General features: G+C 65.0%; 24 protein-coding genes and 1 tRNA gene. 19 read left to right on the top strand and 6 right to left on the bottom strand.

The window, feature by feature from the left end:
- Window positions 1–23: 23 nt before the first annotated feature.
- Window positions 24–1,454 carry a hypothetical protein gene (locus HBNXHr_RS12785; protein ID WP_275882429.1) on the bottom strand — a complete coding sequence of 477 codons (1,431 nt, stop codon included), beginning with the start codon at window positions 1,452–1,454 and terminating at the stop codon, window positions 24–26.
- 98 nt (window positions 1,455–1,552) lie between these two features.
- On the opposite strand from HBNXHr_RS12785, the gene HBNXHr_RS12790 reads away from it, so the two are divergent.
- From HBNXHr_RS12790 to HBNXHr_RS12830, 9 genes are all read left to right on the top strand, one after another.
- Window positions 1,553–2,263 (top strand): ABC transporter ATP-binding protein, encoded by a 711-nt coding sequence (locus HBNXHr_RS12790; RefSeq protein ID WP_275882430.1) that lies wholly within the window; start codon window positions 1,553–1,555, stop codon window positions 2,261–2,263.
- Window positions 2,263–3,504, top strand: a complete 1,242-nt coding sequence (locus HBNXHr_RS12795; RefSeq protein WP_275882431.1) for an ABC transporter permease — start codon at window positions 2,263–2,265, stop codon at window positions 3,502–3,504. Before HBNXHr_RS12790 ends, HBNXHr_RS12795 begins: the two co-directional genes overlap by 1 nt.
- Window positions 3,505–3,588: 84 nt before the next feature.
- Entirely contained in the window at window positions 3,589–4,599 is a 1,011-nt protein-coding gene (locus HBNXHr_RS12800) for an AAA family ATPase (RefSeq protein ID WP_275882432.1), read from the top strand.
- A gap of 79 nt (window positions 4,600–4,678) precedes the next feature.
- On the top strand, window positions 4,679–4,990 hold the full coding sequence (locus HBNXHr_RS12805; RefSeq protein ID WP_275737688.1) for a 30S ribosomal protein S24e: 312 nt from the start codon (window positions 4,679–4,681) through the stop codon (window positions 4,988–4,990).
- A gap of 1 nt (window position 4,991) precedes the next feature.
- On the top strand, window positions 4,992–5,126 hold the full coding sequence (locus HBNXHr_RS12810) for a 30S ribosomal protein S27ae (protein ID WP_275882433.1): 135 nt from the start codon (window positions 4,992–4,994) through the stop codon (window positions 5,124–5,126).
- Window positions 5,127–5,299: 173 nt separating this feature from the next.
- Complete coding sequence (locus HBNXHr_RS12815; protein ID WP_275737684.1) at window positions 5,300–6,049, top strand: glucose 1-dehydrogenase; 750 nt, start codon at window positions 5,300–5,302, stop codon at window positions 6,047–6,049.
- A gap of 74 nt (window positions 6,050–6,123) precedes the next feature.
- Window positions 6,124–7,779 carry a bifunctional N(6)-L-threonylcarbamoyladenine synthase/serine/threonine protein kinase gene (locus tag HBNXHr_RS12820; RefSeq protein WP_275882434.1) on the top strand — a complete coding sequence of 552 codons (1,656 nt, stop codon included), beginning with the start codon at window positions 6,124–6,126 and terminating at the stop codon, window positions 7,777–7,779.
- 79 nt (window positions 7,780–7,858) lie between these two features.
- Window positions 7,859–9,955 (top strand): DEAD/DEAH box helicase, encoded by a 2,097-nt coding sequence (locus HBNXHr_RS12825; protein WP_275882435.1) that lies wholly within the window; start codon window positions 7,859–7,861, stop codon window positions 9,953–9,955.
- Window positions 9,956–10,334: 379 nt separating this feature from the next.
- Window positions 10,335–11,012 carry a hypothetical protein gene (locus HBNXHr_RS12830; RefSeq protein WP_275882436.1) on the top strand — a complete coding sequence of 226 codons (678 nt, stop codon included), beginning with the start codon at window positions 10,335–10,337 and terminating at the stop codon, window positions 11,010–11,012.
- 310 nt (window positions 11,013–11,322) lie between these two features.
- Here HBNXHr_RS12830 and HBNXHr_RS12835 read toward each other — a convergent pair whose 3' ends face one another.
- Both HBNXHr_RS12835 and HBNXHr_RS12840 read right to left on the bottom strand, forming a co-directional pair.
- Window positions 11,323–11,772, bottom strand: a complete 450-nt coding sequence (locus HBNXHr_RS12835) for a DUF86 domain-containing protein (RefSeq protein WP_275882437.1) — start codon at window positions 11,770–11,772, stop codon at window positions 11,323–11,325.
- 3 nt (window positions 11,773–11,775) lie between these two features.
- The gene (locus HBNXHr_RS12840) at window positions 11,776–12,246 is read right to left on the bottom strand and encodes a nucleotidyltransferase domain-containing protein (RefSeq protein WP_275882438.1); all 471 of its coding nucleotides are present in this window, start codon (window positions 12,244–12,246) and stop codon (window positions 11,776–11,778) included.
- A 266-nt stretch (window positions 12,247–12,512) separates the two neighbouring features.
- Between HBNXHr_RS12840 and HBNXHr_RS12845 the strand changes: the two genes are divergently transcribed.
- The 5 genes from HBNXHr_RS12845 to HBNXHr_RS12865 are packed head-to-tail and all read left to right on the top strand — an operon-like array spanning window position 12,513 to window position 18,886.
- A complete protein-coding gene (locus tag HBNXHr_RS12845) occupies window positions 12,513–13,646 on the top strand; it encodes a M48 family metalloprotease (RefSeq protein ID WP_275882439.1) in 1,134 nt (377 codons plus the stop codon).
- A complete protein-coding gene (locus HBNXHr_RS12850) occupies window positions 13,643–15,328 on the top strand; it encodes a DUF4129 domain-containing protein (RefSeq protein WP_275882440.1) in 1,686 nt (561 codons plus the stop codon). Before HBNXHr_RS12845 ends, HBNXHr_RS12850 begins: the two co-directional genes overlap by 4 nt.
- Window positions 15,325–16,122 carry a hypothetical protein gene (locus tag HBNXHr_RS12855; protein WP_275882441.1) on the top strand — a complete coding sequence of 266 codons (798 nt, stop codon included), beginning with the start codon at window positions 15,325–15,327 and terminating at the stop codon, window positions 16,120–16,122. The genes HBNXHr_RS12850 and HBNXHr_RS12855 overlap by 4 nt, the downstream gene beginning before the upstream one ends.
- Window positions 16,119–17,456: a DUF58 domain-containing protein gene (locus HBNXHr_RS12860; protein WP_275882442.1), complete on the top strand. Its 1,338-nt coding sequence runs from the start codon at window positions 16,119–16,121 to the stop codon at window positions 17,454–17,456. The genes HBNXHr_RS12855 and HBNXHr_RS12860 overlap by 4 nt, the downstream gene beginning before the upstream one ends.
- Window positions 17,453–18,886 carry a hypothetical protein gene (locus HBNXHr_RS12865; protein WP_275882443.1) on the top strand — a complete coding sequence of 478 codons (1,434 nt, stop codon included), beginning with the start codon at window positions 17,453–17,455 and terminating at the stop codon, window positions 18,884–18,886. Before HBNXHr_RS12860 ends, HBNXHr_RS12865 begins: the two co-directional genes overlap by 4 nt.
- A gap of 24 nt (window positions 18,887–18,910) precedes the next feature.
- On the opposite strand, the gene HBNXHr_RS12870 is transcribed toward HBNXHr_RS12865, so the two are convergent.
- The gene (locus tag HBNXHr_RS12870) at window positions 18,911–19,879 is read right to left on the bottom strand and encodes a MoxR family ATPase (RefSeq protein ID WP_275882444.1); all 969 of its coding nucleotides are present in this window, start codon (window positions 19,877–19,879) and stop codon (window positions 18,911–18,913) included.
- Window positions 19,880–20,061: 182 nt separating this feature from the next.
- Here HBNXHr_RS12870 and HBNXHr_RS12875 point away from each other — a divergent pair, with 182 nt between their 5' ends.
- On the top strand, window positions 20,062–21,933 hold the full coding sequence (locus HBNXHr_RS12875; RefSeq protein ID WP_345893727.1) for an SLC13 family permease: 1,872 nt from the start codon (window positions 20,062–20,064) through the stop codon (window positions 21,931–21,933).
- 134 nt (window positions 21,934–22,067) lie between these two features.
- Window positions 22,068–22,508, top strand: a complete 441-nt coding sequence (locus tag HBNXHr_RS12880; RefSeq protein WP_275882446.1) for a hypothetical protein — start codon at window positions 22,068–22,070, stop codon at window positions 22,506–22,508.
- A gap of 197 nt (window positions 22,509–22,705) precedes the next feature.
- On the opposite strand, the gene HBNXHr_RS12885 is transcribed toward HBNXHr_RS12880, so the two are convergent.
- A complete protein-coding gene (locus HBNXHr_RS12885) occupies window positions 22,706–24,826 on the bottom strand; it encodes a bifunctional UDP-sugar hydrolase/5'-nucleotidase (protein ID WP_275882447.1) in 2,121 nt (706 codons plus the stop codon).
- 223 nt (window positions 24,827–25,049) lie between these two features.
- Complete coding sequence (locus tag HBNXHr_RS12890) at window positions 25,050–25,328, bottom strand: pro-sigmaK processing inhibitor BofA family protein (protein ID WP_275737669.1); 279 nt, start codon at window positions 25,326–25,328, stop codon at window positions 25,050–25,052.
- 258 nt (window positions 25,329–25,586) lie between these two features.
- Between HBNXHr_RS12890 and HBNXHr_RS12895 the strand changes: the two genes are divergently transcribed.
- From HBNXHr_RS12895 to HBNXHr_RS12905, 3 genes are all read left to right on the top strand, one after another.
- A tRNA-Pro gene (locus tag HBNXHr_RS12895) sits at window positions 25,587–25,659 on the top strand.
- 559 nt (window positions 25,660–26,218) lie between these two features.
- Window positions 26,219–26,422 carry an antitoxin VapB family protein gene (locus tag HBNXHr_RS12900; RefSeq protein WP_008524316.1) on the top strand — a complete coding sequence of 68 codons (204 nt, stop codon included), beginning with the start codon at window positions 26,219–26,221 and terminating at the stop codon, window positions 26,420–26,422.
- Window positions 26,419–26,814, top strand: a complete 396-nt coding sequence (locus HBNXHr_RS12905) for a PIN domain-containing protein (RefSeq protein ID WP_275882448.1) — start codon at window positions 26,419–26,421, stop codon at window positions 26,812–26,814. The genes HBNXHr_RS12900 and HBNXHr_RS12905 overlap by 4 nt, the downstream gene beginning before the upstream one ends.
- Window positions 26,815–26,908 lie beyond the last annotated feature (94 nt).

The raw sequence follows: 26,908 nt of genomic DNA on the forward strand, positions 1-26,908 counted from the left end.
TCAGCGGAGTGGTGCCAGAGACCTCATTCGAACTCGACGGTCTTGACGACTTCGAGGAGCGCAGATTCGTCGAGATCGCCGGCGACGACGACAGTCTGGCCGTTCTCGGACCACTGGGCGACAGTCAACTCGTCCGCCCCAAGCCCCGGGATGTCGGCCTGCGCACCCGAGAGTTCGGAGAGAGTTACGGACCGATCGCCGGCCAAGTTCCTTCGACCGTCAGCACCGAACTCCTGGAGGACAGCCGAGTCGGATTGGAGGACGGTGATCGCGGTTCCATCGGCGGTGTACTCGCCGATGGTCACGGAGACGGGGCGTTCGAGGGCGCTTCCCTGTTCGAACTGCCAGTCCTCACTGGGGACAGCGAGGGGATCGCTGGCACTCGCCCGAAGCGCCGCCAGCGAGTCGACGCGTATCTCGCTCCCGAGTTCGGTCGACGCCATCGGTGGCTCGAACGTGCTGTCGGCCGGCGACACGTCGAATCGAGTCTCCATTTCGACAGTGAGGCTTCCCTGGGGCGTCGTCAGTTGCTGCTTGACGACGGCCGCGTCGTCGGTCCGGACCCACAGCGTGAGTTCCCCATCGCGCTCGGGAGTCGAGACTGCCACGACGTGGACTTCTTGGCCGTCTACGGTCGTCGTTTCGATCCGTTCGGCGGTCAGGTTCGTCTCAGCGAGGAGCGTCGAGACCGACCACTCGGCCGGATCGAGCGAGATATTTTCCGCACTCCAGTTGTGGTCCATCGACGCGTGGCTCCAGTTTCCAACCGCGAACTCGCTGTCGTTCCACTTCTCAGGAATCGCACTCTGGTTCCAGTCCGCAGAGAGTTCGCTCTCGTTCCACGCTTCGGAAACCGTACTCTCGTTCCACTCAGCAGGGAGCTCAGTGTCACTCCACGCGTCCTGAACCGCACTCTCGTTCCATGCAGCTGGGAGGTCACTCTCGTTGACCGCGTCGCGGACCCGTTCGACTGACTCGTTGTCGAGGCCCTCGTCCCACGTCAGGTCGGCGTCTGGCTCGGAGAGAAACGCGTCCAGCCCAGCCATCGGGGCAGTGCCGTTTGAACGACTGAACGAGACATTGCCAAGTGCGGAACTGCCCCGGACGACGAGCGGCGAGGCGAGTTCGGAACTCGATAGCCACGACGTGTTGCCGTCGTAACCGGCAAGAAGGTACTCGCCCCCGTCAGAGACGTTGACGCGCATCCGTCCCTCGGCCGTAGCGACTGACTCGACGGAGAACTGCCCGGTAGTGTTTTCACCGTTGACAGTTACTGTCGCGTCGACGACTACCGAGTCGGCCGTCCGGTACTGTTCCTCGACATCCGATAGAACGGCCTCGCCGGTCGGACCGTCGGCGACCACGAACCCGGCAGCGGCCGCGATGCCGAGGACGCCGACGACGAGGGCGGCGAACCCGACGAGGCGGATCGCACCCCGACGTGTAGAATCCATCGAGTGTTTACAGGAGCCTGAGCAACTTAAACGGCGGGACAGGGGCGATAGGGGAACCGGATAGAACGTTCAAACGTGTCCAGAACGTGAATGTAGATATGGACGAAGCGGCGGACCGCCAGTCGGTCGTGTCACTCGCGGACGTCCGCAAGGAGTACTCTCTTGGCGGGACAGTGACCGCACTCGACGGGGTCGATCTGACGCTGCCGGACGGCTCGTACACAGCAGTTATGGGACCCAGCGGCTCCGGGAAGAGTACGCTGTTGAATCTCATCGGCGCACTTGATACGCCCACCTCGGGGACCGTCACCGTCAACGGGACTGCTGTTTCGGAACTCTCCGAAAGCGGGCGAGCACGACTCCGCGGCACGGAAATCGGGTTCATCTTCCAGACGTTCAACCTGATGCCACGACTGACCGCCAGCGAAAACGTCGCACTCCCCCTCGTCTTCGCCGAATGGGACCGACGCGAGCGGGCCGAACGCGCCCGCACCCTCCTCGAACGCGTCGGACTCGGGGACCGACTCGATCACTTGCCACAGGAACTCAGCGGCGGCCAACGCCAGCGAGTTGCCATCGCCCGCGCCCTAGCAGCCGACCCCGCGCTCCTCCTGGCCGACGAGCCGACCGGGAACGTCGATACTGACACCGGCGAGGAGATCATGTCGCTGTTCGCGGACGCCCACGACCGGGGCAACACGATTCTGCTGGTGACCCACGAGCGTCGGATCGCCGAACACGCCGACCGGATCATCCACGTCAGAGACGGCGTCCGCGAGCGGACCGAGCACCTGGGAGGTGACGACTAATGGACTGGCGAGAAGGGGTTCGGATGGCAGTGCGAGCGATCGCCGGCCATCGGCTCCGGTCGGCACTGACGGTTGTCGGGATCGTCATCGGCATCGCGACGGTGATCGCGTTCGCGAGTTTCGGCGCGAGCGTCCAGACCGACGTTGTCGGCGAGTTCCAATCAACATCGGCGAGTGAGGTCTACATCGTCTCCGGTGGCGGGTTCCTCTCGGGCGGTGGGCCGCCCGGGGCCGACGTGGGGCTGACGACCCCGGTCGTCACGACGCACGACCTCGAACAGTTGCGGGCGATCGACGGCACGCGAGCGGTGCTCCCACGAGGATCGGTACCCATCTCGTCGCTGACCTACGCGAACCAGACGGTCACACCCGGGAGTCTGACGGCGACCACCGCCGCCGCCCTCGACGGTGAGATCGTCGCAGGACGGGCCTTCGAGTCCGGGACGAACGAGATCGTGCTCAACGAGATCGCGGCCGCGCAGTTCGACTCGAATGTGACCGTCGGGGACCGGATCGAGGTCGCTCGCGAGGGGACGACGTCGTTCACAGTCGTCGGCATCACGGCCGGGGCACGCGGTGGGTTCTCGGAACTCTCAGCGCCCGGCCCGGAGTTTTACGTCCCCGTCGATCCCCATTACCGGACCACCCAGGCGTCACCGGCGGTCGGCGTCGACCAGCGCGCGTACTCCCAGGTGACGATCGTGGCAGACGCTGGCCGTGTCTCGGAAGTGCGTGACGCGGTCGAGGCCTACATTCAGACCGAGTCCGACGCCCGACAGCTCGCGGGCGAGGACGGCCAGGTGACCGTCCAGTCCACGGAAGACGTCGTCGGTGGTATCCAGGCCGTCCTGCAGGACATCACGCGACTCATCACCGGGATCGGCGTGCTCGCGCTGATCGTCGGTGCCTTTGGCATCGCCAACATCATGCTCGTCAGCGTGACCGAGCGCACGAAGGAGATCGGGATCATGAAGTCGATGGGCGCGACCAACCGGGAGATCCTCGGGCTGTTTCTGGCCGAGTCCGTCCTGCTGGGTTCGCTGGGGGCCGTGATCGGCATCCCGCTGGGCCTCGGCGTCGGCTACGCCGGCTCGGCCTACGCCGAGGTCGGGTTCACGATCCCCGTCGACTGGGTCGTCATCGCCATCGCGATGGGGATCACGATCGGGGTCGTTGCCGGGCTGTACCCGGCCTGGCGGGCCGCACGCGTCGATCCGATCGAGGCCCTCCGCTACGAGTGAGCGTTGCGGACGCCGCGAGGGGCGACCGGTAACCACCCGGATCGATCGCGGAATACTTGACCAGGGGTTGCCTACGGGACGCTAATGGACGGGCCGCTGTGGACCGAGCGACACGCGCCGACGATCGACGAGTTGCCACAGCCCGAAGTACGTGACCAGCTCCGGGGGGCACTCGACGATCCGATGAACCTGCTGGTTCACGGCCCCGCCGGCGCTGGCAAGACCGCCGCAGTCCGGGCGTTCGCCCGTGAGGCCCACGCCGACGTCGAGGCCGATCTGGTCGTGATCAACGTCGCGGACTTCTTCGATCTGACCAAGAAAGAACTCGCCGAGGACCCCCGATTCGAGCGGTTTATCACGCCCAAACGCCGCCGGGAGTCCTCGAAGGCCGACCTCATCAATCACGTGCTCAAGGAGGCCGCGAGTTACACGCCGGTTTCGGGGTCGTACAAGACGATCCTGCTGGACAACGCCGAGCGGATGCGCGAGGACTTCCAGCAGGCGCTGCGCCGTGTCATGGAGCAGTACTACGAGGCGACGCAGTTCGCCATCGCCACCCGCCAATCCTCGACGCTGATCCCGCCGATCCGTTCGCGGTGTTTCCCCGTGACGGTCCGCGCGCCGACCCACGACGAGACCGAGGCCGTCCTCCGGCGGATCGTCGAGACCGAGGACGCCGACTACGACGACGAGGGGCTGGAATACGTCGCAGGGTACGCCGGCGGCGACCTTCGGAAGGCGATCCTGGGGGCCCAGACGACCTACGAGAAATCGGGCGAGATCACGATGAACGCGGCCTACGAGGCGCTGGGGGAGGTCCGGACCGACGAGGCCGTCGAGGCGATGCTTTCCGCCGCCGAGGCGGGCGACGTGACCGACGCACGGTCGACGCTCGACGACTTGCTCGTCGACGAGGGTCACAGCGGCGTCGAGGTACTGGAGGCACTCCTCCGGGTCGGTCGCTCGCGATATTCCGGCGATCGGCTGGCACGGCTGCATCGGGTAGCCGGAGAGATCGATCTCGACCTCGCGGAAGGGACCGACGACCGGTTGCACCTCTCGCATTTGCTCGCCGAACTTGCCGCCGAAGCGTGACCCTCGCCCGGGCGAGGGGCCGTACCGACCTCTTCGAAATCCTTATACACGCTTGTAGGGGACATATGAACAACGAACCATGGACATCGACATCATCGAAGAGGAGGACAATCCGATGTTGCATCGGACCGACGTCCGATTCGAGGTCGCCCACGAGGAGGCGACGCCGTCGCGGCTCTCTATCCGGGATTCACTGGCCGCGATGCTCAACAAGGACGCCGCAGAAGTCGTCGTGCACGAACTCGATACGACCTTCGGCATGCGAAAGACCGTCGGCTACGCGAAGGTGTACGACGACCCGGAGTACGCGCGTGAGGTCGAACAGGACCACATGCTCGAACGCAACAAGATAGTGGCTGAGGACGGCGAGTCCGAGGCAGAGGAGGCCTGAGATGGCGCGTCACGAACTCTACAACGACGACGGAACCACCGACCGTGAACTGTGCCCGCGGTGTGGCGACGCGTTCCTCGCCGACCACGGCGACCGCACGCATTGCGGTCGGTGTAGCTACACCGAGTGGAACTGACGCGCGTCGCCTGAACGACCCGGCCGAACTCACCGTCGAGACACTTCTTTGTATGCAGAAGCTGTTCCCCTCGGGTTTTTGACCGCCAGCGGACGCTGTGCCTGCTATTCTCACACCGTGAGAAACCGATCACTGTTCTTTGCGTGTGTCCCGCCAAGTATTCGTCGGAGAGCATGTCAGAGCTACAGGACGGCGTCGCGATCGTGACGGGCGGAAGTACCGGTATCGGTGCGGCAACGGCCAGGCGGTTCGCCGACGAAGGAGCGAGTGTCGTCGTCGCGGACGTCAACGTCGAGGACGGTGAGGGAACGGTCGCCGAGATCGTCGAGGACGGTGGGGAGGCGACGTTCGTCGAAGTGGACGTCAGCGATCCCGCTGAAGTGGAGGCGATGGTCGAAACGACGGTCGACACCTACGGCGGCTTGGACTTCGCCGTCAACAACGCCGGGATCGAAGGCGAGAACGCCGGCACCGCTGACCAACCCCTCGAGAACTGGGAGCAAGTCATCGACGTCAACTTGAAGGGAGTCTTCCTCGGGATGCAGGCCGAGATCGACGCGATGCTCGAAGACGGCGGCGGGGCAATCGTCAACATGTCCTCGATCGCGGGCCAGGTCGGGTTCCCGAATCTCACGCCGTACGTCGCAAGCAAACACGGCGTGATCGGCCTGACTAAGACCGCCGCGGTCGAGTACAGCGAGGCAGGGGTCCGCGTCAACGCCATCTGTCCGGGGGTTATCGAGACACCGATGGTCGAGGCCACCGACCAGGAGATGATCGAGCAGACGATCGCCGCCACGCCGATCGGCCGGCTGGGCGAACCGCCGGAGATCGGCGACGCGGCCGTCTGGCTGTGTTCGGAGGAAGCCTCCTTCGTCACGGGCGAATCGCTCGTCATCGACGGCGGATACGTCACCCAGTGAGGCCGGGGCCCACAACGAATCCCGACCGGATCGAAGTCGTCTTTTCCGTCGGCCACAGAATCCGGATAGACTGAATGGCACCGACTGGAACTGATGACGTCGCGTCCGCGGACCGAATTCTCGGCATCGAGGGAACCGCCTGGGCCGCGAGCGCGGCCGTCTACGACGTCGAGGCCGACGACGTCACCATCGAGACGGACGCCTACGAACCCGACAGCGGCGGGATTCACCCACAAGAGGCGGCCGAACACATGCGCGAGGCCATCCCGCAGGTCGTCGAACGGGCACTCGACATCGCCCGCGAGCAGGCCGCCGACGCGGGCGAAGACCCCGACGAATCGCCGGTCGACGCGGTCGCCTTCTCCCGGGGGCCGGGCCTCGGTCCCTGTCTGCGGATCGTCGCGACGGCCGCGCGGGCGCTGGCCCAGCGCCTGGACGTACCGCTGGTCGGCGTCAACCACATGGTCGCCCACCTGGAGATCGGTCGCCACCGGTCGGGCTTTTCCGCGCCGGTGTGTCTGAACGCCTCCGGCGCGAACGCCCATATTCTGGGGTATCGCAACGGCCGGTATCGCGTCCTCGGCGAGACGATGGACACCGGCGTCGGCAACGCCATCGACAAGTTCACGCGTCACCTCGGGTGGTCCCATCCCGGCGGGCCGAAGGTCGAAAAGCGGGCAAAAGACGGCGAGTACATCGACCTGCCCTACGTCGTCAAGGGGATGGACTTCTCCTTTTCGGGAATCATGAGCGCCGCCAAGCAAGCGATTGACGATGGGGAGCCAGTAGAGGACGTCTGCTATTCGCTCCAGGAGAACATCTTCGCGATGTTGACGGAAGTCGCGGAGCGGGCCCTCTCGCTTTCGGACGCCGACGAACTCGTCCTCGGCGGGGGTGTCGGGCAGAACGATCGCCTCCGGGAGATGCTCGGAGCGATGTGCGACCAGCGCGGGGCTGATTTTTACGCGCCCGAACCCAGATTTCTCCGGGACAACGCGGGGATGATCGCCGTCCTGGGGGCGAAGATGTACGACGCGGGCGATACGATCGCCGTCGAGGACTCCCGGGTTCGGCCGGACTTCCGGCCCGACGAGGTTGACGTGACCTGGCGATCCGACAAGGCCGTCGGGTCGTGGACTCGCTCGAAGGACGACGATGCCGTCCAGGGGGCCGAAGCGACCGTCACTGTCGAGGACGGCCGCGTCAGGAAGGAGCGCCAGCCACGGACCTACCGCCATCCGACGCTCGACGAACGCCTCCGGACCGAGCGGACGCGCGAAGAAGCCCGACTCACGAGCGAAGCGCGCCGCGTCGGCGTCCCGACGCCGGTCGTCCACGACGTCGATCCGAAGGAGGGTGTCCTGGTCTTCGAGCGCGTGGGCGAGCGGGATCTCCGTGAGGCCCTGACACTCGATCGGGTCCGGGACGTCGGGCGACACCTGGCGACGATCCACGACGCGGGGTTCGTCCACGGCGATCCGACGACGCGAAATGTCAGAATTTCAGAAGATCGCACTCACCTCATCGACTTCGGCCTGGGCTACTACACCGGCCACGCCGAGGATCACGCGATGGACCTCCACGTCTTCGCCCAGTCGCTGGCTGGAACCGCTGACGATGCTGAAACGCTCCAGGAGGCCGCCGAGGAGGCCTACCGCGAGTCGAGCGGGCGGGGTGAGGCCGTTCTGGACCGTCTCCGGGAAATCGAGGGCCGCGGGCGGTACCAGTGAGCAGCGAAGGCTGGACCGTGGTGTGATAACCGAAAGCGTCTCCGAGCGACTCAAGTACCGCCGTTGCCCTACGTAGAGTGTGTTCCAGCAGGTCACGCAGGTCGATACGCTGTTCCTCCACGAGGACGGCGAGGACTTCCAGGTGGTCGTCCAGCGCGACGGCGAGCGCGTCCTCGGCGGTCGCCTGGAGGTCAAAGAGACCGAGGCAGGTCCCCGACCCGCCCGCCTCCGGGTCGAGCGAGGGAGCCAGGAGGACCTCCGCAGCCCCGACCAGTTCGTCGAACTCGCCCGCCGGGCGGGTCGGATCCGGGTTTCCGAGCAGACCTCGCCCCGGGGTCGCCGCGTCGTCCGCGAGTTACTCGACGCTTACCAGCTCGAGGCGAAGGTGGTTCGGACCTGCCGGTACTGTGCGTCGGCCGGCAAATACTCGCCGATCACGAGCGAGACGGCGATCGACGCCGACGGCGAGGACATCTGCCCGTCGTGTGCGATCACGGAACTCGAACGCGAACTCGCCTACCACGGCGACGTAACCGGGACGGCCCGCGATCGACTTGAAGAACTCTTATTGGACGTCCAGGACCTCGAACGCATCGTCAATCTCCTCTCGGGCGAACTCGACCCGGAACTCACGAAGTTCGACGAGATCAGCGCCACGGTCGAGGACATCGACCTAGTGCCGACGGACTCGCTGTCGTTGCACCCCGGCATGCAGCAGAAACTTGAGGGGCAGTTCGACGAACTCCTGCCCGTCCAGAGCCTCGCCGTCGAGAACGGCGTTCTCGAAGGCCAGGACCAACTCGTGGTCTCGGCGACCGCAACGGGGAAGACGCTGATCGGCGAGATGGCCGGCATCGACCGCGTGCTCAACGGCAAGGGGAAGATGCTGTTTCTGGTCCCGCTGGTGGCGCTGGCAAACCAGAAGTACCAGGACTTCCAAGAAGAGTACGGCGACATCGCCGACGTGAGCCTCCGGGTTGGATCGAGCCGAATCCGCGGGGACGGCGGTGGGTTCGATCCCAGCGCCGACATCATCGTCGGTACCTACGAAGGGATCGACCACGCCCTCAGAGTGGGTCACGACCTCGGTGACATCGGGACGGTCGTCATCGACGAGGTCCACACCCTCGGCGAGGGCGAACGCGGCCATCGCCTCGACGGCCTCATCTCGCGGCTGAAATACTACTGTGAGGAAGGCGGGCGGACGGCGGCCCGCTCGAACCGCTCCGGCGGGGGCGGATCGAGTTCGAGCGCCCAGTCGGGCGACACCCAGTGGATCTACCTTTCGGCGACGGTGGGGAATCCAGGGTCGCTCGCGGACTCGCTGTCGGCAAAACTCATCGAGTTCGAGGAGCGCCCCGTTCCGATCGAGCGCCACGTCACCTTCGCCGACGACTACGAGAAGGTCGACATCGAGAACAAACTCGTCAAGCGGGCTTTCGACACGAAATCCTCGAAGGGGTATCGCGGCCAGACGATCATCTTCACCAACTCCCGGCGGCGGTGTCACGAGATCTCCCGCCGCTTGGAGTACTCCTCGGCCCCCTACCACGCCGGCCTGGACAACAAGCGCCGCGGCGAGGTCGAGACCATGTTCGCCGATCAGGAACTGTCCGCGGTCGTGACAACGGCAGCGCTGGCAGCGGGTGTCGACTTCCCGGCCTCGCAAGTCATCTTCGACTCCCTGGCGATGGGGATCGAGTGGCTCACCGTCCAGGAGTTCTCCCAGATGCTCGGCCGGGCGGGTCGCCCCGATTACCACGACAAGGGCACGGTGTATCTGCTGGTTGAGCCCGACGGCGTCTATCACAACAGCCAGGAGATGACCGAGGACGAGGTCGCGTTCAAGCTGCTGAAAGGCGAGATGGAACCCGTGAGGAGCCTGTACGACGAGAGCGCGGCCGTCGAGGAGACGCTGGCGAACGTCGTCGTCGGCGGGAGCGCCGCCAAGCGCCTCAACGACCGGATGCTCGGGGAGGTGCCCACGAAGCACGCCATCGGCAAGCTCCTCGAGTACGAGTTCATCGACGGCCTGGAGCCGACGCCGCTGGGTCGGGCCGTGGCGCGGCACTTCCTCTCGCCCGACCGGGCGTTCCTGTTGCTCGACGGGATTCGCAAGGGGAGGGATCCGTTCGACATCGTGGCGGAGGTAGAATTCGCCGACGAGGAGCTGTGAGAGTGAATTCACAACAGTGCCACTGCCAGTTTTCGAGGGTTTGTGATGCCGAACGTCGATACTCTCCTGCGAAACCTTCGAAACAAAAGCCTCAAATCCGAACCGCTAATCGTGTGCAAAGCGAAGCCGTGAAGGAACAATGGAGGTCACAACCGGCCGAATCGTGTAATTTACACGGTTCATTCTTCATATTAGAAATGAAGAGATTTGACGAAGCAAGCTAGAGTGTGGGTGAAGGCTGATGTCTATTATCTGGATATGGTCGAAAAGTATTGTTGGATTTTAACGTCATATAGTCTTTACCTTCAATTTGAATACTCATACAGTTATATATGATATAAAAGAATTTAATAGACAGGGATGAGTTAACCAATCTGCAATGTCGGATGGCAAGAACAAGGCGACTACGTCTAGACGAGAAGTCATCAAAAAGATCGGTTTGGGCGGAGCAACCTTTTTGGGAGGAGCGACAGCTACAACCGGAGCGGCGGCACTTGAAAGTGACTGGACTTCCGGAACTGTAGTAGTGACATCTGATAGCGGCGAATGGGACTATCAGATTACGATGGCAGACCCGCATAATAATAAACCGCCCATTCAAAAAGGTGACAATACCGAAAGCGACGATAACATTAGTGGTCCAGACTCCTCTGGGGAAGACAAACTAAAGAACTGGGCTACGGGAACAATAAAGGAAGTTGATAGCGACGAATATCACTTCCCCGATACGGTGATGTCGATAATTGTTTCATTGAAGGGGACTAGTCGCGGGGTGATTTTCAAGCAAAACAGTGGAGCCGGAGGTGGTAACGTGAAAGTAACCGGCAGTGACCCTTGCGGTATGGATTACGAATTCACGGTAGCTGGAGATATTATTGAACCCCACTACTTTATTGAAGACAACGACAATGTTTGGGGCAACCAAGTGTATGGCCATATGGAGGACGGTGGCGAGGATAGATATGGTGCGCTGGGTTATATCCATGAAGTAGAGGTCTCTGATCCACAAACAAACATGTCTGGAGGGATTCAGGTTACATTTGATCCTGACAATTGATATTTAAATTAATGTATTTTTAACAAACTATCCTTATCCCCAACGGTTTATCTGTGAGTATCTTTTAAAAACAGATCTGACACAACACATTCTATATCGTGTCACATCGCGCGTCAGCTCAAGATATTTAATTAACTCCTTAGAGATCGCCGAGAAGCTCGACACTATCGAGTGAGGCCAAAATGTGAGATCAACCTTTGTGTAGGCGTTCCTGTTGCTCGACGGGATTCGCAAGGGGAGGGACCCTTTCGACATCGTGGCGGAAGTCGAGTTCGCCGACGAGGAATTGTGACCGGACGAAAAGCCGGTCTCAAAGAGCGTTAACGTCATCGAGATATTCGGAGACCGCCACGAGGAAGTCTCGATACCGACCCAGGTCCTGAAGGGCGTCGTAGACGATGTCCTGATCGAGGACATCACCGTACTCGTGAGCCAACACGTTCCGGAACATGGCAGCTTCCGCCATCGACTCGGCCGTCTCCTTGGACAGGACGCCGACCTCGCCGAGTCGCCGCATCGTGGCGGCGTTCGATCCGGGTGAGTGCCCGTCGATGTCACGGACCAGCATTCGGCCGATATCGATGCAGGCCTGGCTTGCCTTCTCGAAGCGACGTTCGACGACGTCACGGGTCTCCGGTTGCTCGCGGAACGACTCCCGGGAGACCGACTGGTTCGCAGCGAGAACCTCGAGACACGTCTGGACGTATTCGGCCTTTTCGACGATGGTCTCCAACCGTTCCGGGTCGTGTGAATTCGACACGCCTCATCCACCCGTCTCGACGAGCTGGTTGATATTCTCGATCGTCCTGTCGAAGCGTTCGCGCAACGCTTCTTCGGACCGTCGTTCGTCGGCGCGCTCGTCGAAGCGTTCCCGTAATCGTTCGATCCGATCGTCAGTGCCGACGAGAACCGTTCCATGGGCGAATGCCGCCCGACCGACGCGTGGATCGATGTCGGAGACGAGCGCCAGGTCGAGGTCGTTGCGGTCCAGCGCGACCGAAAGGTCCGTCAGAAGCGAAAGGAACGCATCCGTCCGCTCCTTGACAGCCGATTCGAATTCGACGACGATATCGACGTCACTGGTCGGGTCGATCCGACCAGTCACCTGTGAACCGAACAGCACAGCCACCCGGACTGGATGGTCGGCCAGCACCTCGCGGAGCCGATCCGGCTCAACCGGTCCGGGATCTGTCGGACGGCGAGGACCATCGCCCTGGTCGAATCGGTCGCTCATCGTCGTAATATTGGTCAGCCGAGGACAAACATATTGTGGTGGCCGGGAGGTATCGTGGTGGCTACGGTCTGACGCCACTGGGTTAGCGCCCGCACTGAGGGCATCCGCAAGGAAAGAGACCCCTTCGACATCGTCGCTGAGGTCGAACTCGCCGACGAGGATTCTGACCCCGGCCGGCGTCATCCTCGCCCAACCGGAGTGTCGATCCGACGACCATTGATAAAAACTTTTGCTGGAGACAGGGCAAGGTTCGGACAATCCCCTCCATGCGAAACCGAACACGGATCTGTGCCGTCCTCGGGGTCCTCGTCGGGCTGAACGTCCTGTTCGTGGTTGCGATCCTCTGGGCCTACGGCGTGCTGTTGCCTGGGGTCGTCGCCGGGACGATCGTCTTCGCACGTCACGGGACTGTGAGTTTCGACCTCCTCCAGCTTCCCGTCTCCTGGCAGACAGTCGCCGTCCTCGTCGCCGGCTTCCTCGGCGCACAGCTGTACTACGGCTACAAGCGCGTCCTCGCACACACGCAGCGCGGGCGCGAAGACGCGGATCATGCTGTCGCGGGGATCGTCCGCCGGCTGGCGATGACAGCGGACATCCCCGAACCCGGCGTCCGGGTCGTCGACGACGACGAACCGAGCTGTTATACGGTCGGCCGGTTCACCGACGCGACGATCGTCGTGACCACCGGATTGATCGAGCGACTCGACGCCGACGAACTCGCGGCCGTCCTTGCCCACGAGGTGGCACACGTCGGAAACCGGGACGTGACGCTGATGACCGTCACGACGCTGTTTCTGGAGATCGCCGAGCGTGCCTATCGGGCGGCGCGACTCGCACGCCGGGCGATCCAGTCGCCCGGTGACGTCTCCGTCCGTGGGAAGGTCGCCCTCTACTGGTTCCTCCCGCTGGTCGCGCTGACGTACGTCTTCGTCGCGCCGATCCTCTGGCTCTTCCCGACCGTCGCCGACTGGGCGACCCGAACGCTCTCGCACGCCCGAGAGTACGCCGCCGACGCCGCGGCTGCCCACATCACCGGCCGACCGCTGGCGCTGGCGACCGCGCTCTCCTCGCTGACGGAATCGGGTCACCACACGCCCGAGAAGGACCTGCGGACGACCACGATGCAGGCGCTGTCGATCGTGCCGTCGCCGCTGATCGACAGTCGAGCGGTTCGCTCAGTCCCGACCCCTGCCCGACCGCCGGACGACCACGAGCGTCGCGACCGCTTGCGGGCGTGGCTCGACGGCGAAACGCCGGGGGTCGAAACGGCGGGTGAGCAACGCAGCGGCGCAACGGGACACACCCACCCGCCGGTCGGCGAACGGATCCGCCGGTTGCAGCAACTGGCCGCGGCGGCCGAACGAGATGGTGGAACGGCCGAACGGGAGGGAAAGCGATGACGGACGCCCGCCGCGCGCTGTTCGCGCTGGGAGCCGTCGTCTGCCTGATCGTCGTCGCGAGTGCGCTCCCGGCTGCCGATCCGCGGCTCGACCCGCCCGGGACCGACGGCGGGGACGTCGTCGCCGGGCAGTGGGATTCGGGCGATCGGAACGCGACCGATCCCGCCCAGCAGGCAGCCGATACCAGTACTGACGAACAGCCGAGCGACGACGAGGACGAGGATCGATTGATCAGGATCGACGGCTCACCCGTCCCGGGGACCCGGCTGACAGTCGGGACCGATACCGACGACCCCTTCGAGACGAAAACGATCACCGTCGACGGCGACGTAGTCGGCGACACCGATCTCGGAAACCTCGACGTCCGCGTCCCCTATGCCGAGGAGATGACGATCGGGATCCAGGGCGAGGAGACGAGTCGGACGGTCGACATCGAGACGAACGCGACGATTTACGAGCAGTCCGCGGCCGCGCCGAACGGGACGCTGTCGGTCACCGCCAGCGTCGAGACGGAGCCAGTCCCCGGCGCGGTCGTGACGGTCGACGGCGAGAAGGCCGCCTCGACGGACAGCGAGGGAGACGCGACGGTCCCGTTGCCGCCCTCGGCAGGGCCAGTCGAGATCGGCGTCGAACGGGGGCCAGTCACCGCCGAGCGGGTCGTAGACGTCCCCGAGCCGACAGTCTCTTTCGCCACACCCATGCTGTTCCCCGGATTCCCCGCACACGTCGTCGTCTCGGCCGACGGCGCACCTGTCAGTGACGCACGCGTCGAGATCAGCGGTGAGTCAGTCGCCACGACTGGGGGCGACGGCAGAGCGATGGTCTGGTTGCCGGTCGACGATTCGGCGACCGTGAGGGCGACAGTCGGGACGGAATCGGCGACGACGACGGTCGGCAACCTGTACTTCCGACTCGCTGCCGTGGTCGTGATCGTCCCCGGACTCGTCATCGGCGGCGTCCTGACGTACCTCAAACTCGCCGCGCTCCGGCAGCGACGCCGTGCCAAAGGCGTCGTCGCCGTCTTCGTCGGGCTCGCCGGCGTCCTCGAAGGGCTCTCCGGCGCGATCGGTCGCCTGCGCCGTTCGCTCGCCGACTGGCCGAAGTCCGTCGCGTCGATCGGCCGTCCGTCGTTGTCCGGACTCGGTGGATGGCGCTTGCCCGCCATCGGAACCGCGATCTCGATGCCGTCGCTGGGTGGGATCGCGGTGTCACTGCCGTCGTTCGGCTCGCTTCGAGACGCCGTCAGCGGCTCGCCGAACGGCTCCAGCACATCGCGTTTGGGCCCCAATCGGCTCGTCGAGTGGCTCAACGGCGACGAGAGCGAGGAAGCCGACGACGTCGTCGAAGAGCCCACAGACACGGACGAGCCCGCCGTCTCGCTCACCCCGAGAGAGGAGATTCGGGCGGCCTGGCACGGGTTCGTCGACCGGCTCGACCTGAGTCGCCGCGAGACGGTAACGCCCGGGACGGTCGCTCGCCGGGCCATCAGAGACGGGTTCCCCGCAGACAGCGTCCGGCGACTCCTCGCGATCGTGCGTGAGGTCGAGTACGGCGGGCGAGAGCCCTCACCCGATCGCGTCGCCAGCGCTCGGGCGGCGGCTGGCGACCTGATCACCTTCGAGGACGACGAGGAGGACCCACCGGGAGCGGAGGACGGCTCGACAGGGGTGAGCGGAGAATGAGCGCTCTCAAGTCACTGATCGACACAGTAGGTCGCTTCCGTCTCGAGAACCCGGAGCGCGTCGGCGTCGGCGTCGTCCTCGTCGGTGGGACCGCGGCCGTCCTGACGCTACTCGTCGGGAGTTTCGTCGCCGTCTCGGGCACGCTGCTGGGCGTATTACACGGCCTGGCAGTGTTGTTGCCGCTGATCGGGACGGCCATCGTGCTGGTGACGGCCTGGTGGGGGCTGAAAGGAGCAGTGACTGAGGAAACCCGACCCGACCCGCTGGTCGACGGTGAGCCGCCGGAACGTGGCAGCATTCGGTCGGTTCGAGACGTCTCCGCCGGGAATCCGATCGAGCAGGCGGCGACCGACCGGTATCGCTGTCAACGCGACGAGGCCGAAACGGACGTCCGGGGCCGATTGCACGACGGGGCGATCCGGACGCTGGTCGCGAACAACGGCCTCGGACGGGAAGCCGCTCGGGACGCGATCCGGACGGGCGAGTGGACCGACGACCCTGTCGCGGCCGCGTTTCTCTCGCCGACAGTTTCGCCGCCCCTCGCCGAACGACTCCGCGGCGCGATCGACCCGGGCGCAGCTTACACCCGCCGGGTTCGACGCACGCTCGCGGCGATCGAGGCGATCGGCGCGACGACGCCCGGCGAGACGGCGGAGACAGCGTCCGACGCGGATCCCTCCGCCGAGCAGACGGAGACAGCGTCCGGCCCAGAGCGGGCCGCCGAGACGGCGGGGACCACGGCGGAGAGCGGCACAGACCGCACGAATGCAGCCGTTCAGGAGGGGGCGCGATGACCGGGCGCACGGTCGATCGGGTCGGGCGCTCCGAGTCGGCGTTCGCGGCGACGCTACTCGTCGCCGGGATCGGGTTCGTCGCCGGAAGTCCGTTCCTGCTCGTCGCCGCGACGGTGCCGCTCTGGTACGCCGCCGCGAGCGTTGTCGGCACCGAGGAGGACGCGACGGTTCGGGCCACTCGGGAGGTCGCCGTCGACGGTTCCGCCGGAGACAGTGACTCGACGGCGAGCAGCGACGAGCCGCTCGCTGGCGATCCGGGCGACGTCGTCGCCGTCCGGACGACCGTCGAGAACGCCGGTTCGGAACCGATCGTCGACATCCGGGTCGTCGACGGCGTCCCGACGGAACTCCCGGTCATCGAGGGGACCCCCCGGGCCTGCGTGAGTCTCGACGCCGGCGAGGCCGTGACCCTCGAGTACGACCTGGAACTCCAGCGCGGCGAGCACACCTTCGACCCGGTGACCGCACGGACGCGGGACCTCACCGGGACCGTCGTCGAGACCTGGGACGTCGCGGCGACCGGGGCGGACGCACTCAGTTGTGAGCCGCCCATCGAGTCGGTGCCGCTGCGTGATGGGGCCAACGACTTCGCCGGCACGGTGCCGACCGACGACGGGGGCAGCGGCGTCGAGTTCTACGCCGTGCGGGACTACGAGCCGGGCGACGCCGTGGGCTCGATCGACTGGCGTCGCTACGCCCGGCGGCGAGAGTTGACGACCGTCGAGTATCGCGCCGAGCGGGCGACCCGGATCGTCTGTCTCGTCGACGCACGGCGCAACCAGTTCCGCGGGGCGTCCAGGGACCGACTTGCCGCCGCCGAACTGTCGACCGACGCCGCAGAGCGAACCGTCGAGACGCTCGTCGAGGCTGGCCACCCGACCGGGGTCGTCGCGGTCGGCGACGACGACCACGCCGCCGTCCCGCCGGGAACCGACTCGGGGACCCGGGAAGCCGCCGCGACGTTGCTCGAGTCGGCACGAGCGAGCGAGCGTCTCACCAACAGTCGCTTCTGGCACTTCGGCGTCTCCACGGACCCGTTCGGGGAGATCGAACCCTCGCTGCCCGGTGAAGCACAGCTCTACCTGTTCTCGTCGTTCGTCGACGACAGGCCGGTCGAACTGGTCGAGCGCCTCCGAACCCGGGGATACACCGTTCGCGTCGTCTCGCCGGACCCGGTCGACGACGACAGTCTCGAGCGCCGGTTCGAGGCGGTCGTCCGCCGAACCCGACTCGCCCGTGCCCGGTCTGCGGGGGCCCGCGTCGTCGACTGGGACCGGACGCGACCGCTCGGAGTCGTCCTGCAGAACGCGATCAGTGGGGTGAGAACACGATGACGGCACGACACGATCGGGACGGTGAGCACACGACAGCCACCCTGGATCCCCGGATACCGGAGCCGATCACCGCGGCGGTCGTTATCGCCGCGATCGCCGGCGTGCTATCGCTTGGGATCCACGCCCCCCTCGCGATTCCAGGGGCAGTGCTCGGCATCGGGCTGGTCGTCGGAATGGCCGGACTCACGCGCTCGTACTGGCGGATCGGGCTTACGACAGGCCTGTACGTCGCGATCGCCGGGGGTAGTGTCGGACTGGTCGGCATCGGCGTGACGGGGGCGGACCCGATGGCCGGTGTCCTGGCCCTGGTCGCGATCGTGATCGGCGCTGGGGTCGGGCTGCTCACCGTCGACGGACTCACGCCACAATCAGTCGGACGCGGGGGAGTGGCAGCGATGTACGGCGCGGTCGCCGCGACGGTCTGGGCGGCGGTGGTACTCGCCGTCGAGACGGCCGGCGGCGTCGGGGCGGCGGTGTCGGAGCTGGTGTGGCTCGGCGGGACGGGCAGCCTCGGTCTCAGAGTTTCGATCGTCCTCGCCGCACTCGCAGTCGCGGCGAGTGCGTTCGCGATCCCGCCCGCCGCGCTCACTCGCCCGGAGACACTCGGGCGGTATCGGACGATCAGGAGAGGGGCCGTCGTCGCACTCGCAATCGCCACGGTAGTCCTCGCCGGCGGGGCGTCCGTGAGTCGGTACGTCCCGGGGATGGCTGACGTCGTTGGGACCCTCGCCGGGAGCGCCGTCGTTCGCGTGCCCCTCGCCGTCACGATCGCGACCGGGACCGCGCTCGCGGCCGTCGGAGCGGTCGTCAGGGAGATGTGGTCGCGGGCGAGCACGCAGCCGAACCTCGCCGTGCCGATGCTCGCGGGCGCGCTCCTCGGCGTCGGCGGCTTCGTCGCCCTCGCAGTCTCGTTCGGCGTCGCGACGGGGGAGATGCTCTCCGTTCTGGTGGGTACTGCCCTGGTCCTGGGTGTCGGCGGCAGCTTCGCGTGGGCCTACGGTGTCGAACGCACCGACGACGCGAGGGGCGCGGCGCTCTCAGCCGCGGCGACGATCGCCGTCGCGATCGCGCTGGGGATCGGCGGGCTCGTGACCGGTGCGGGCGTCGAACTCGAACGCGGGTTCAGCGTGGCGGCCGCACTCGAAGCGACCGCGGCGCTGACCCTGTTCGCCACGGCCGCGTTCGTCACGGACGTCGGCAAGTACGGTCGAATCCTCGGCTGGGAAGTCGGTCGCGACGGGGCCAGGCCCCTCCCGCAGTTCGTCCGCGTTGGCTGGAGTGGAGCGATCGCCGTCGCGGGGTTCGTAGTCGCGGCCCTCGGGTTCGTCGCCGCGGCGCTGTTCGCACCCGTTCTCTCGGCCCCGGCGATGCTGGCCGTCGTCCTCGGGCTGGGCGCAGTACTGGTCGGCAGCTGGCTCCTGTTCGGCTGAGGAACGGCGCTACTCGAACGCCGGCTACTGTTCGGCTGCGGGCTCGTCCATCGCCGGCACCGAGACCGTCCCGAGGACCGACTCGACGATGGACCGTCGGGACACGCCTTCGACACTGGCCTCCGGGGTCAAGACGAGCCGATGGGCGAGCACGGGGCGGGCGATCCGGCTGACGTCGTCGGGGACGACGAACTCGCGGCCGTCGAGGACGGCCCGGGCGCGAGCGGCCTCGAACAGCCGCTGGACGCCGCGCGGGGAGACGCCGACCTCGACGCGGCCGTCCTCGCGGGTCGCCCGACAGAGGTCGGCGATGTAGTCCCGAACCGGATCCTCGACGGTGATCGTCTCGGCTTCCTCCTGGAAGTCGAGGACAGCCGTCCGATCCACGACACGATCGACCGTCGGGTCCGGGTGGTCGCGATCCGCGCGGCGGTCGATCAACTCGCGGGTTCCATCGGCGTCGGGGTAGCCCAGCGAGGTCTTGATCATGAAGCGATCGCGCTGGGCCTCGGGGAGTTCGAAGGTCCCCTCCTGTTCGACGGGGTTCTGGGTCGCGATGACGACGAAGGGCTCCGGGAGGGCGTGGGTCTCGCCGTCGACCGTGACCTGGCCTTCCGCCATCGCCTCCAGCAGCGCCGACTGGGTCTTCGGCGGCGCGCGGTTGATCTCGTCGGCGAGGACGACGTTCGCGAACACCGGGCCGGGGGTGAAGTGGAACTCCTCGGCCCCCTCTTCGAAGATGTACGACCCGGTGATGTCGGCGGGCATCAGGTCCGGCGTGAACTGGATCCGGGAAAACTCCAGGCCCAGCGCCGTCGCGAAGGAGCGTGCGGTCAGTGTCTTTCCCGTCCCGGGGACGTCTTCGAGGAGGACGTGGCCGCGGGCGAGAATGGCGGCGGTGACCTCTTCGAGGACCGTCGGGTCGGCGATGACCGCCGAGCGGATCTCGTCGATGACCGCCCGGACCGTCTCTGCGGTGTCGGGGACTGCCATGCGTGTGTCGCCTCGCCACATCGACATAAAGTTCCTGATTGCGAACACGATTCCCGGCGGCGTGCTGGCGATGGAGACGACCGGATGGCGAGCAGTGTCTGGTCGAAGGCAGGTGGGACAGAGGTGGCTTTTTGTCCACAGGCGACTGTGTGACGGACGTGCTAGGTGGGCTGGACCCCGGGATGGTGATCGTCTTCGCGATCATCCTCGCGGCACTGGTACTGTTCGCCACGGAGGCCGTCCCGGTCGACGTCACCGCCATCGGGATCATGATCGCACTGCTGGTCGTCGAGCCGGTCTCGACGATGCTGGTCGAGTGGGGCGTCCTCGAGTCGGCCGTCTACGTCCTGCGCGCGCCGGGCAGCGAGGTGACGGCCGTCGAGCGCGGGCTCTCAGGATTCGCCAGCGTCGCGACGATCACCGTCCTGGCGATGTTCATCCTGAGCGCCGGCGTCCGGCGGACCGGCGTGATCCAGATCCTCGGCCGGAAAGTCGGAGCGTTCACCGGCGAGGACGAGACCCGCCAGTTGGGCGCGACCGTTGGGATCGTCAGCCCGATCTCGGGGTTCATCAACAACACCGCCGCGGTCGCCATCCTCCTGCCGATGGTGACTGATCTCGCCGAGAAGGGCAAGACTTCCCCCTCGAAACTGCTCCTGCCGCTGTCGTATGCCTCGATGTTCGGCGGGACGCTCACGCTGATCGGCACCTCGACGAACATCCTCGCCAGCGACCTCTCGGCCCGGCTGGGCCGCGATCTCGGCATTCCGGAGCTTCACGCCTTCTCGATGTTCGAGTTTACCCACCTCGGCGTGATCATGATGGCCGTCGGGCTGGTGTATCTCATGACGATCGGGCGACAACTCGTCCCAGCCCGGATCAAACCCGCCGAGGACCTCACCAGCGAGTACGACATGGCCGAATACCTGACCGAGGTCGTCGTCCGCGATGATTCGCCGGTCGTCGGCCAGCGCGTCGGTGAGGCCCTCGAGGGCACGGACTTCGATGTCGACGTCGTCCAGTTGATCCGGGAGGACGCGGTCTTTCTGGAGCCACTGGGCCAGAAGGTGATCCAGGCCGGCGACGTCTTCGCGCTCCGGACCGATCGGGACACCCTCGTGGAGCTCATGGACGTCGACGGGTTCGACCTGCTGGGCGACGTGGCCGTCACTGACACCGAATTGGAGGCCCCCGAGGAAGGCCACAACCTGGTCGAGGTCGTCGTTGCCCCCGGATCGTTCCTGGTCGGCGAGACGCTCGCGAGCGCGAACTTCCGGCAACGCTACGACACGACCGTGCTCGCCCTGCGCCGCGGCGGGGCCGTCATCCGCGACCGGATGGATCGAACGCGACTCCGGGTCGGCGACACCCTGCTCGTCCAGGGGGCGACCGACAGCATCGACCGTCTCAACAACAACCGCAACTTCATCGTCGCTCAGGAGGTCGACCGACCCGACTACCGCGAGTCGCGGATCCCCGTCGCCATCGGGATCGTCGCCGCCGTCGTCGGCCTGGCGGCACTGACCCCGATCAACATCGCCGTGGCGGCGCTGGCTGGCGCGCTCGGGATGGTCCTCACCGGCTGTCTGAAACCCGCCGAGATGTACGACGCCGTCGAGTGGGACGTCATTTTCCTGCTCGCCGGCGTCATTCCCCTCGGGATCGCCCTGGAGGTCACCGGCGGCGCGGCACTGCTCGCTGACGGGATCGTCGCCGTTGCCCCCTCGCTCCCACCGATCGTCGTCCTCGGGCTGATCTACGTCGTGACGGCGCTGCTGACGAACGTCATCTCGAACAACGCGAGCGTGGTGTTGATGATCCCCGTCGCCGTCGAGGCGGCCGTCGCGCTCGGAGCCAATCCCTTCTCGTTCGTGCTGTCTGTGACCTTCGCCGCCTCGACGGCGTTCATGACACCCATCGGCTACCAAACCAATCTCTTCGTCTACGGGCCCGGCGGCTACGAGTTCATGGACTACGTCAAGGCCGGTGCACCGCTCCAGGCGATCTTCGCCGTCGTCACGACGCTCGGCATCGCCCTCTTCTGGGGGCTGTAACGTCGATTGGGGATGTCAAACAACGTAACGGCGGGTGGGTTCACGGGATCAGTAACCGACGACGCTGGGACGTATACATACCTATATAGCATTCATAGTAACTATTACCTAAATCCCTTCTCTGCATCAGTCTGATGCCCTCCATTACTCGACGAGCCTTCCTGGGTAGTTCGAGTGCGGCGCTTGCCATCGTCGGTGGCTGTATAACGCAGGGATCCTCTTCGACTCCTGCTCACTGGGTGACCGTCTATCTGGGTGAACGCGAGGAGAGCCACGACGTCAGCGTGACGGTCAAAAACGGGAGTGGGGACGTACTCTTCGCGAAAGACTACCGTCTCTCGGATGCCAACGAAGCCGACGAGGACGCCCCGTTCGAGGCATCGACCGACCCCGAGACAGTCACCGTGTCCGTCGACGGAACCCGGTTCGAACGTGACTGGCCCGGCTTTGAACAACCCGAGTTGCCCTGCGATGACCCGAATCGCGCGGGCATCGAGCTATGGGTCGAGAACGGGACCGACGGCTCGCCTGGAATCCGAATGGAAGCGGATTGTCAACACGTGACGATGGATTGACGGGATCCACAGACAACTCAGTCCGCTACCTGTATCGAGCGCTCGAGATGAGCAGGTCAAAATGTAGCCAGTCGATGAAGCATCGTGAATAGCAAAGAGACCGAAGAACGCCACGTCGAGGTACCGGATGCCGGATCAACGGGGCGACTCAAACTGCCTGCAGCACCGGATGTGGTAGTGGGTCCTGTCTTCGAGCCTCAGTAGATCGACCGGAACAGCGCGAGGACGTCGCCGGCGTCGACCGCCCCGTCGTCGTCGAAGTCGAAGGCGTCGACGTTGTTCTGGACGGCCGGGCTGTTACGGTTGTTCAACAGCGTCCGGACGTCGGTGACGTCGACCGTCCCGTCGCCGTCGACGTCCTCGGCCAGGCCGTCGCCGTCGTGGTCTTCGGAGACGTCAGGGCCGAGTGCGGGACCGGCCTCAACCGCGAGCGTCGCGTCGGCGCTGAGCACCGAATCGTCGTGGCCGTTGCGGATCGCGTCGACCTCGGTGTCGGCGTAGTGGCCGTAGACTGTAACGGCGTCACTCGACGCCGAGAGGCTCTCCAGGGCAGCCGTCTCGACCGTGACGATGAGCCGGTCGTCGGAAAGCGTCGCGTCCGCGACGGCGACCGTCTCGGAGTCCTCGTTCATGACCGTGAACGTCGACGCGTTGATCGAGTCGACCGCGTCAGGGACGTCGTAGGTGAGGGTCGTCATCTCGCCCTCGGCCGCGATCGAGGGGGCCTCGAGGGATCGGGTGACCCGCCGGATCCGGTCCTCCTCGGGCGGCGAGACCGTGCCCTGCTCCTCGATGTAGTTGACGACCGCGGTGCCATAGAGGGTGTAATCCTCGTCGACCGTCGGGAGTTGCGCGAGGTCGTCCCAGCCGGCCATGTAGGAGTTGACCGTGACGTCGTAGGTGTCGTCCATGTCGACCGGGTCGCCGTCGACGTAGACATCGCCGATCGCCGAGGACGCGCCAGGCCGGTCAAGGAACTCGTAGGTCACGCCGCCGACCTGTAGCTGGGGCTGGCTGCCGTAGTCATCACTCGGGGGCGTGACCTGACTGTCCAGAAGGTCGAGGAGCTGTCGGCCCGTCATCTCCTTGGTCACGAGCGTGTTGCCGAACGGCAGGGAGGTGTAGACATCGTCGTAAGTGATGTTCCCGTCCTCGATCACGAAGTTCCCGCGAATGCCGCCCGCGTTGGTCACCGCGACGTCGCCGCCGGTCCGTTCGAGGAACGCGTCGCCGATGATCCGCCCCCAGCCCGTATCGTCGGCGTAGTTCGCGCTCGTCGAATCCAGCGATTGGGTAGTCTCGCCGGCGACCCGCGAGAGTTGCTCGGCGAAGCCCGCTTCGACGACACTCCGGGCCGACTCGTTGACCGTCCAGTTGCCCTCACCGAGGTCGTGGAGACGGCCGTCAGTGAAGCCGACGCCGTTCTCGCTGACCGTGACGTTGACCTCGCCGAGGTGGCCGGCCTCACCGCCCGCCTCCACGATGACCGATCCTGACGTGACTTCCGGCCCGTAGGTGACCTCGTCGTCACCGGAGACGATCACGTCGATGTTGTCCGTCTCGTTGGCGAGTTCGCGTGACTCGGGAATGCCGGTGTGGGTGAGCGCCACGACGACGTCGACGTTCTCCTCTTTCTCCAAGGTCTCGGCGACCTGGCTGCCGGCGTTCGAGAAGTCAGTGACTTCGTAGCCTTCTTCCTCGAAGTCGACGGCCGTCTTCGGCTTGACGGCGTCGTCGACGAGGCCGAGGATGCCGATCTTCACGCCGTCGCGTGTGACGGTCGTGTAGTTCTGCGTGCCGGGAACGTTCCCGCCGTCCGCGGCGCGGATGTTGGCGACGAGCCACGGGAACTGGGAGGTGTCGCTGACGTTCGAGACCGGTTCGAACCCGTAGTCGAGGTCGTGGTTGCCGACGACCTCCGCGGCCGGGTTCAGCACGTTCAACACGTCGACCGGGACGCGCCACTCCGAGACGGCCGAGAGTGAACTCGGGCTGATCTCGTCGCCGCCGCCGACCACGAGCGTCGGATTGTCGAGTGCGGCCTTGCGGTCGTTGATCGCGCCGACGAGCGTCCCCATCGCCTCGCTATCGGCCATCGCCGTCTGGACGTCGTTGTACTGGATGATCGTCAGGTTGGTCCCGTCGCCGGGATCGACCGACTCGTTGAGGTCGGCCGGCTCGGTGGTCGGGGCGGCTGCCGCTGTGACACCGCCCGGACCCACGGCCGCGCCAACGGCCATCAGTGCCATCGCCATCACAACCAACGCGGCGACTTGGCGTCCTCCCGCCGTTCCCGACGATTCAGGTCGTCGTGACATATCCATCTGTTTTCCGCTCCGTCAGGGACAAAAGCCTTTCCGTGAAACGGATTTAGAACCCTCCATAGACTATTTAATACGATATAACGTTGTTTCTCTATAGATGGCTTCGTCTCTCATCGGATCGCTCCCGATGGCTATGGACGCCTATTGAGCACTGCTCGCGGAGAGGGAGATCGTCGCGAAGAGTCGCCTGTGGTCGATCACTCCAGTACTGACAGGGTCAGAATGCCGCGATGATCACGGCGGGGACGAACGCGACCTCCAGCACCGACAGCAGGATCACAACGATTGCGCCGGGCAAGCCCCCGATGGCGACGATCAACAGCACCAGCGGCGATATCGCCACTTCCAGTCCGAGTGCCATCTCGGCGACGAGGAAAACGACGAGGCCGATCACCGCGTTCCAGACGAACGGCTTGATTGCCTTGACGATCCAGTACGCGCCAAAGACGACGCCGAGGACGACCACCAGCGCCGCGACTTCGATACCTGTTACCATATCTGTACTTCTACGTGACGTCGTATGTGCTTTCTGGCCAGTGAGATCGAAAGAGGGATTGAACGGGGAGACTGTCGGTAGAAACCGCGTGAAAGCCCCGGACCGTTCGAGTCGGGAGGCTCGCCCATTTCAGTCCCTCCCGTGTCTCCTGGTCGGGCAGCTGGTGTGGGTGAGGCTTTTACGCTGTCTCCGGTGGTCTCGACTCTAGCAATATTACGAACGAAACGCTTTACCTCGCGTCGTCGTAATTGTGGGTACGGGACCGTGGGGTAGCTTGGTATCCTTGCGGCCTTGGGTGCCGTTGACCTCGGTTCAAATCCGAGCGGTCCCATGCTTCTGCGAGGAACGGACGTGACGAGCGAAGCATGCAATAGCGAGGATTTGAACCCTGGAAGTCACGCGCAACGAGCGAAGCGAGTGAGCATGTCTTCCTCTGGTTCAACATCCGAGCGGTCCCATACCACCTTTTTACGGCGTCGGGTGCGCCTGCGGCGCACCACTCCTTGTAAAAACGTGGGCGAAAAACGTCCTGCTCGCGAGCCGACGGCTCGCTCGCAGTGAAACGCGCTCGCTTCGCTCACGGTTCCACCGTTCGCGTTTCCGAGACGCTCCCCCCGGTCGCGTCTCGCTTCGCTCGCGCGTACGCTCAACTGATCCAGTCGTCAGCTCCTCTTCAAAAATAATGCTCTCCACCGTCTAGGCGTAGGGACCGAAGCGTTTCCCTCCGAGGAGTCGATCGCGTCTTTCTACGCTTCGGAGAGCCCGACTTGTCCGGCCGATGTCGGCGACGGCTTCGAGAGTTAGTTCGACCAGGGCACCTGAGCCATCGTCTTTCTGCCGGTTGAGTGATCGGCGAAACACCTACAACCCTGTATAATTGAATTATACATATGGGAAGCACAATCCGCGTGTCCGACAACACAAAAGAACTCCTCAACCGGCTCAAGCAGGAAGACGAAACGTACGATGAGTTGCTCTCGCGACTCGCCCGCGAAAGCGATACGATGAATCCTGGCGTCTGGGACGAAGACCAGGTAGACGCCGCTCGAGAAGTTCTCAAACAGTCCCGGAAGAGTTTCGAGCCTCACCGATGAGTTTTCTCGATACGTCCGTCATCATCGACTACTTGGGCGATGTCGACGACGTAGTCGCGTTCGTTGACGATCAAGATACGCTTCTCACCTCGAGTATCTGCGTCTTCGAAGTCCTCGTCGGCGAGGTCCACGCGCCCGGCCCGACCGATATCTACCAGCGACGCCAGGACTTCGGCCGCGTGCAGGCCATAGAGTTCTCCGAGACTGTCGCGATAGAGGCGGTGCGATTGCAACAAGAGCTGATGGCAGACGGGGTACAACTGTCCCCCCGGGATATGATGATCGCTGCGACGGCACGCTCGACGGGAGCCGAGCTGGTCGTCGCCGATTCGGACTTCGATGTCGATCCCCTCAGGGAGTACATGAACGTCCGCGATTTGCGCTCGGAGTAGTGGCCGGTTCTCGGCACATTGCCGGACGGAATGAATCTCGACCACTACCCGCGCAAACCCAAACGATAGGTGCGACGGGGACCAACGTTTCAAT

This window comes from Halorhabdus sp. BNX81 (assembly GCF_029229925.1).
In the GTDB taxonomy this organism is placed as follows: domain Archaea; phylum Halobacteriota; class Halobacteria; order Halobacteriales; family Haloarculaceae; genus Halorhabdus.

What these genes read in the sequence shown, in the direction of transcription:
- HBNXHr_RS12785 (WP_275882429.1), bottom strand. Translation starts at nt 1,454, where the DNA reads ATGGATTCTACACGTCGGGGTGCGATCCGCCTCGTCGGGTTCGCCGCC.
- HBNXHr_RS12790 (WP_275882430.1), top strand. Translation starts at nt 1,553, where the DNA reads ATGGACGAAGCGGCGGACCGCCAGTCGGTCGTGTCACTCGCGGACGTC.
- HBNXHr_RS12795 (WP_275882431.1), top strand. Translation starts at nt 2,263, where the DNA reads ATGGACTGGCGAGAAGGGGTTCGGATGGCAGTGCGAGCGATCGCCGGC.
- HBNXHr_RS12800 (WP_275882432.1), top strand. Translation starts at nt 3,589, where the DNA reads ATGGACGGGCCGCTGTGGACCGAGCGACACGCGCCGACGATCGACGAG.
- HBNXHr_RS12805 (WP_275737688.1), top strand. Translation starts at nt 4,679, where the DNA reads ATGGACATCGACATCATCGAAGAGGAGGACAATCCGATGTTGCATCGG.
- HBNXHr_RS12810 (WP_275882433.1), top strand. Translation starts at nt 4,992, where the DNA reads ATGGCGCGTCACGAACTCTACAACGACGACGGAACCACCGACCGTGAA.
- HBNXHr_RS12815 (WP_275737684.1), top strand. Translation starts at nt 5,300, where the DNA reads ATGTCAGAGCTACAGGACGGCGTCGCGATCGTGACGGGCGGAAGTACC.
- HBNXHr_RS12820 (WP_275882434.1), top strand. Translation starts at nt 6,124, where the DNA reads ATGGCACCGACTGGAACTGATGACGTCGCGTCCGCGGACCGAATTCTC.
- HBNXHr_RS12830 (WP_275882436.1), top strand. Translation starts at nt 10,335, where the DNA reads ATGTCGGATGGCAAGAACAAGGCGACTACGTCTAGACGAGAAGTCATC.
- HBNXHr_RS12840 (WP_275882438.1), bottom strand. Translation starts at nt 12,246, where the DNA reads ATGAGCGACCGATTCGACCAGGGCGATGGTCCTCGCCGTCCGACAGAT.
- HBNXHr_RS12845 (WP_275882439.1), top strand. Translation starts at nt 12,513, where the DNA reads ATGCGAAACCGAACACGGATCTGTGCCGTCCTCGGGGTCCTCGTCGGG.
- HBNXHr_RS12850 (WP_275882440.1), top strand. Translation starts at nt 13,643, where the DNA reads ATGACGGACGCCCGCCGCGCGCTGTTCGCGCTGGGAGCCGTCGTCTGC.
- HBNXHr_RS12855 (WP_275882441.1), top strand. Translation starts at nt 15,325, where the DNA reads ATGAGCGCTCTCAAGTCACTGATCGACACAGTAGGTCGCTTCCGTCTC.
- HBNXHr_RS12860 (WP_275882442.1), top strand. Translation starts at nt 16,119, where the DNA reads ATGACCGGGCGCACGGTCGATCGGGTCGGGCGCTCCGAGTCGGCGTTC.
- HBNXHr_RS12865 (WP_275882443.1), top strand. Translation starts at nt 17,453, where the DNA reads ATGACGGCACGACACGATCGGGACGGTGAGCACACGACAGCCACCCTG.
- HBNXHr_RS12870 (WP_275882444.1), bottom strand. Translation starts at nt 19,879, where the DNA reads ATGGCAGTCCCCGACACCGCAGAGACGGTCCGGGCGGTCATCGACGAG.
- HBNXHr_RS12875 (WP_345893727.1), top strand. Translation starts at nt 20,062, where the DNA reads ATGGTGATCGTCTTCGCGATCATCCTCGCGGCACTGGTACTGTTCGCC.
- HBNXHr_RS12880 (WP_275882446.1), top strand. Translation starts at nt 22,068, where the DNA reads ATGCCCTCCATTACTCGACGAGCCTTCCTGGGTAGTTCGAGTGCGGCG.
- HBNXHr_RS12885 (WP_275882447.1), bottom strand. Translation starts at nt 24,826, where the DNA reads ATGTCACGACGACCTGAATCGTCGGGAACGGCGGGAGGACGCCAAGTC.
- HBNXHr_RS12890 (WP_275737669.1), bottom strand. Translation starts at nt 25,328, where the DNA reads ATGGTAACAGGTATCGAAGTCGCGGCGCTGGTGGTCGTCCTCGGCGTC.
- HBNXHr_RS12900 (WP_008524316.1), top strand. Translation starts at nt 26,219, where the DNA reads ATGGGAAGCACAATCCGCGTGTCCGACAACACAAAAGAACTCCTCAAC.
- HBNXHr_RS12905 (WP_275882448.1), top strand. Translation starts at nt 26,419, where the DNA reads ATGAGTTTTCTCGATACGTCCGTCATCATCGACTACTTGGGCGATGTC.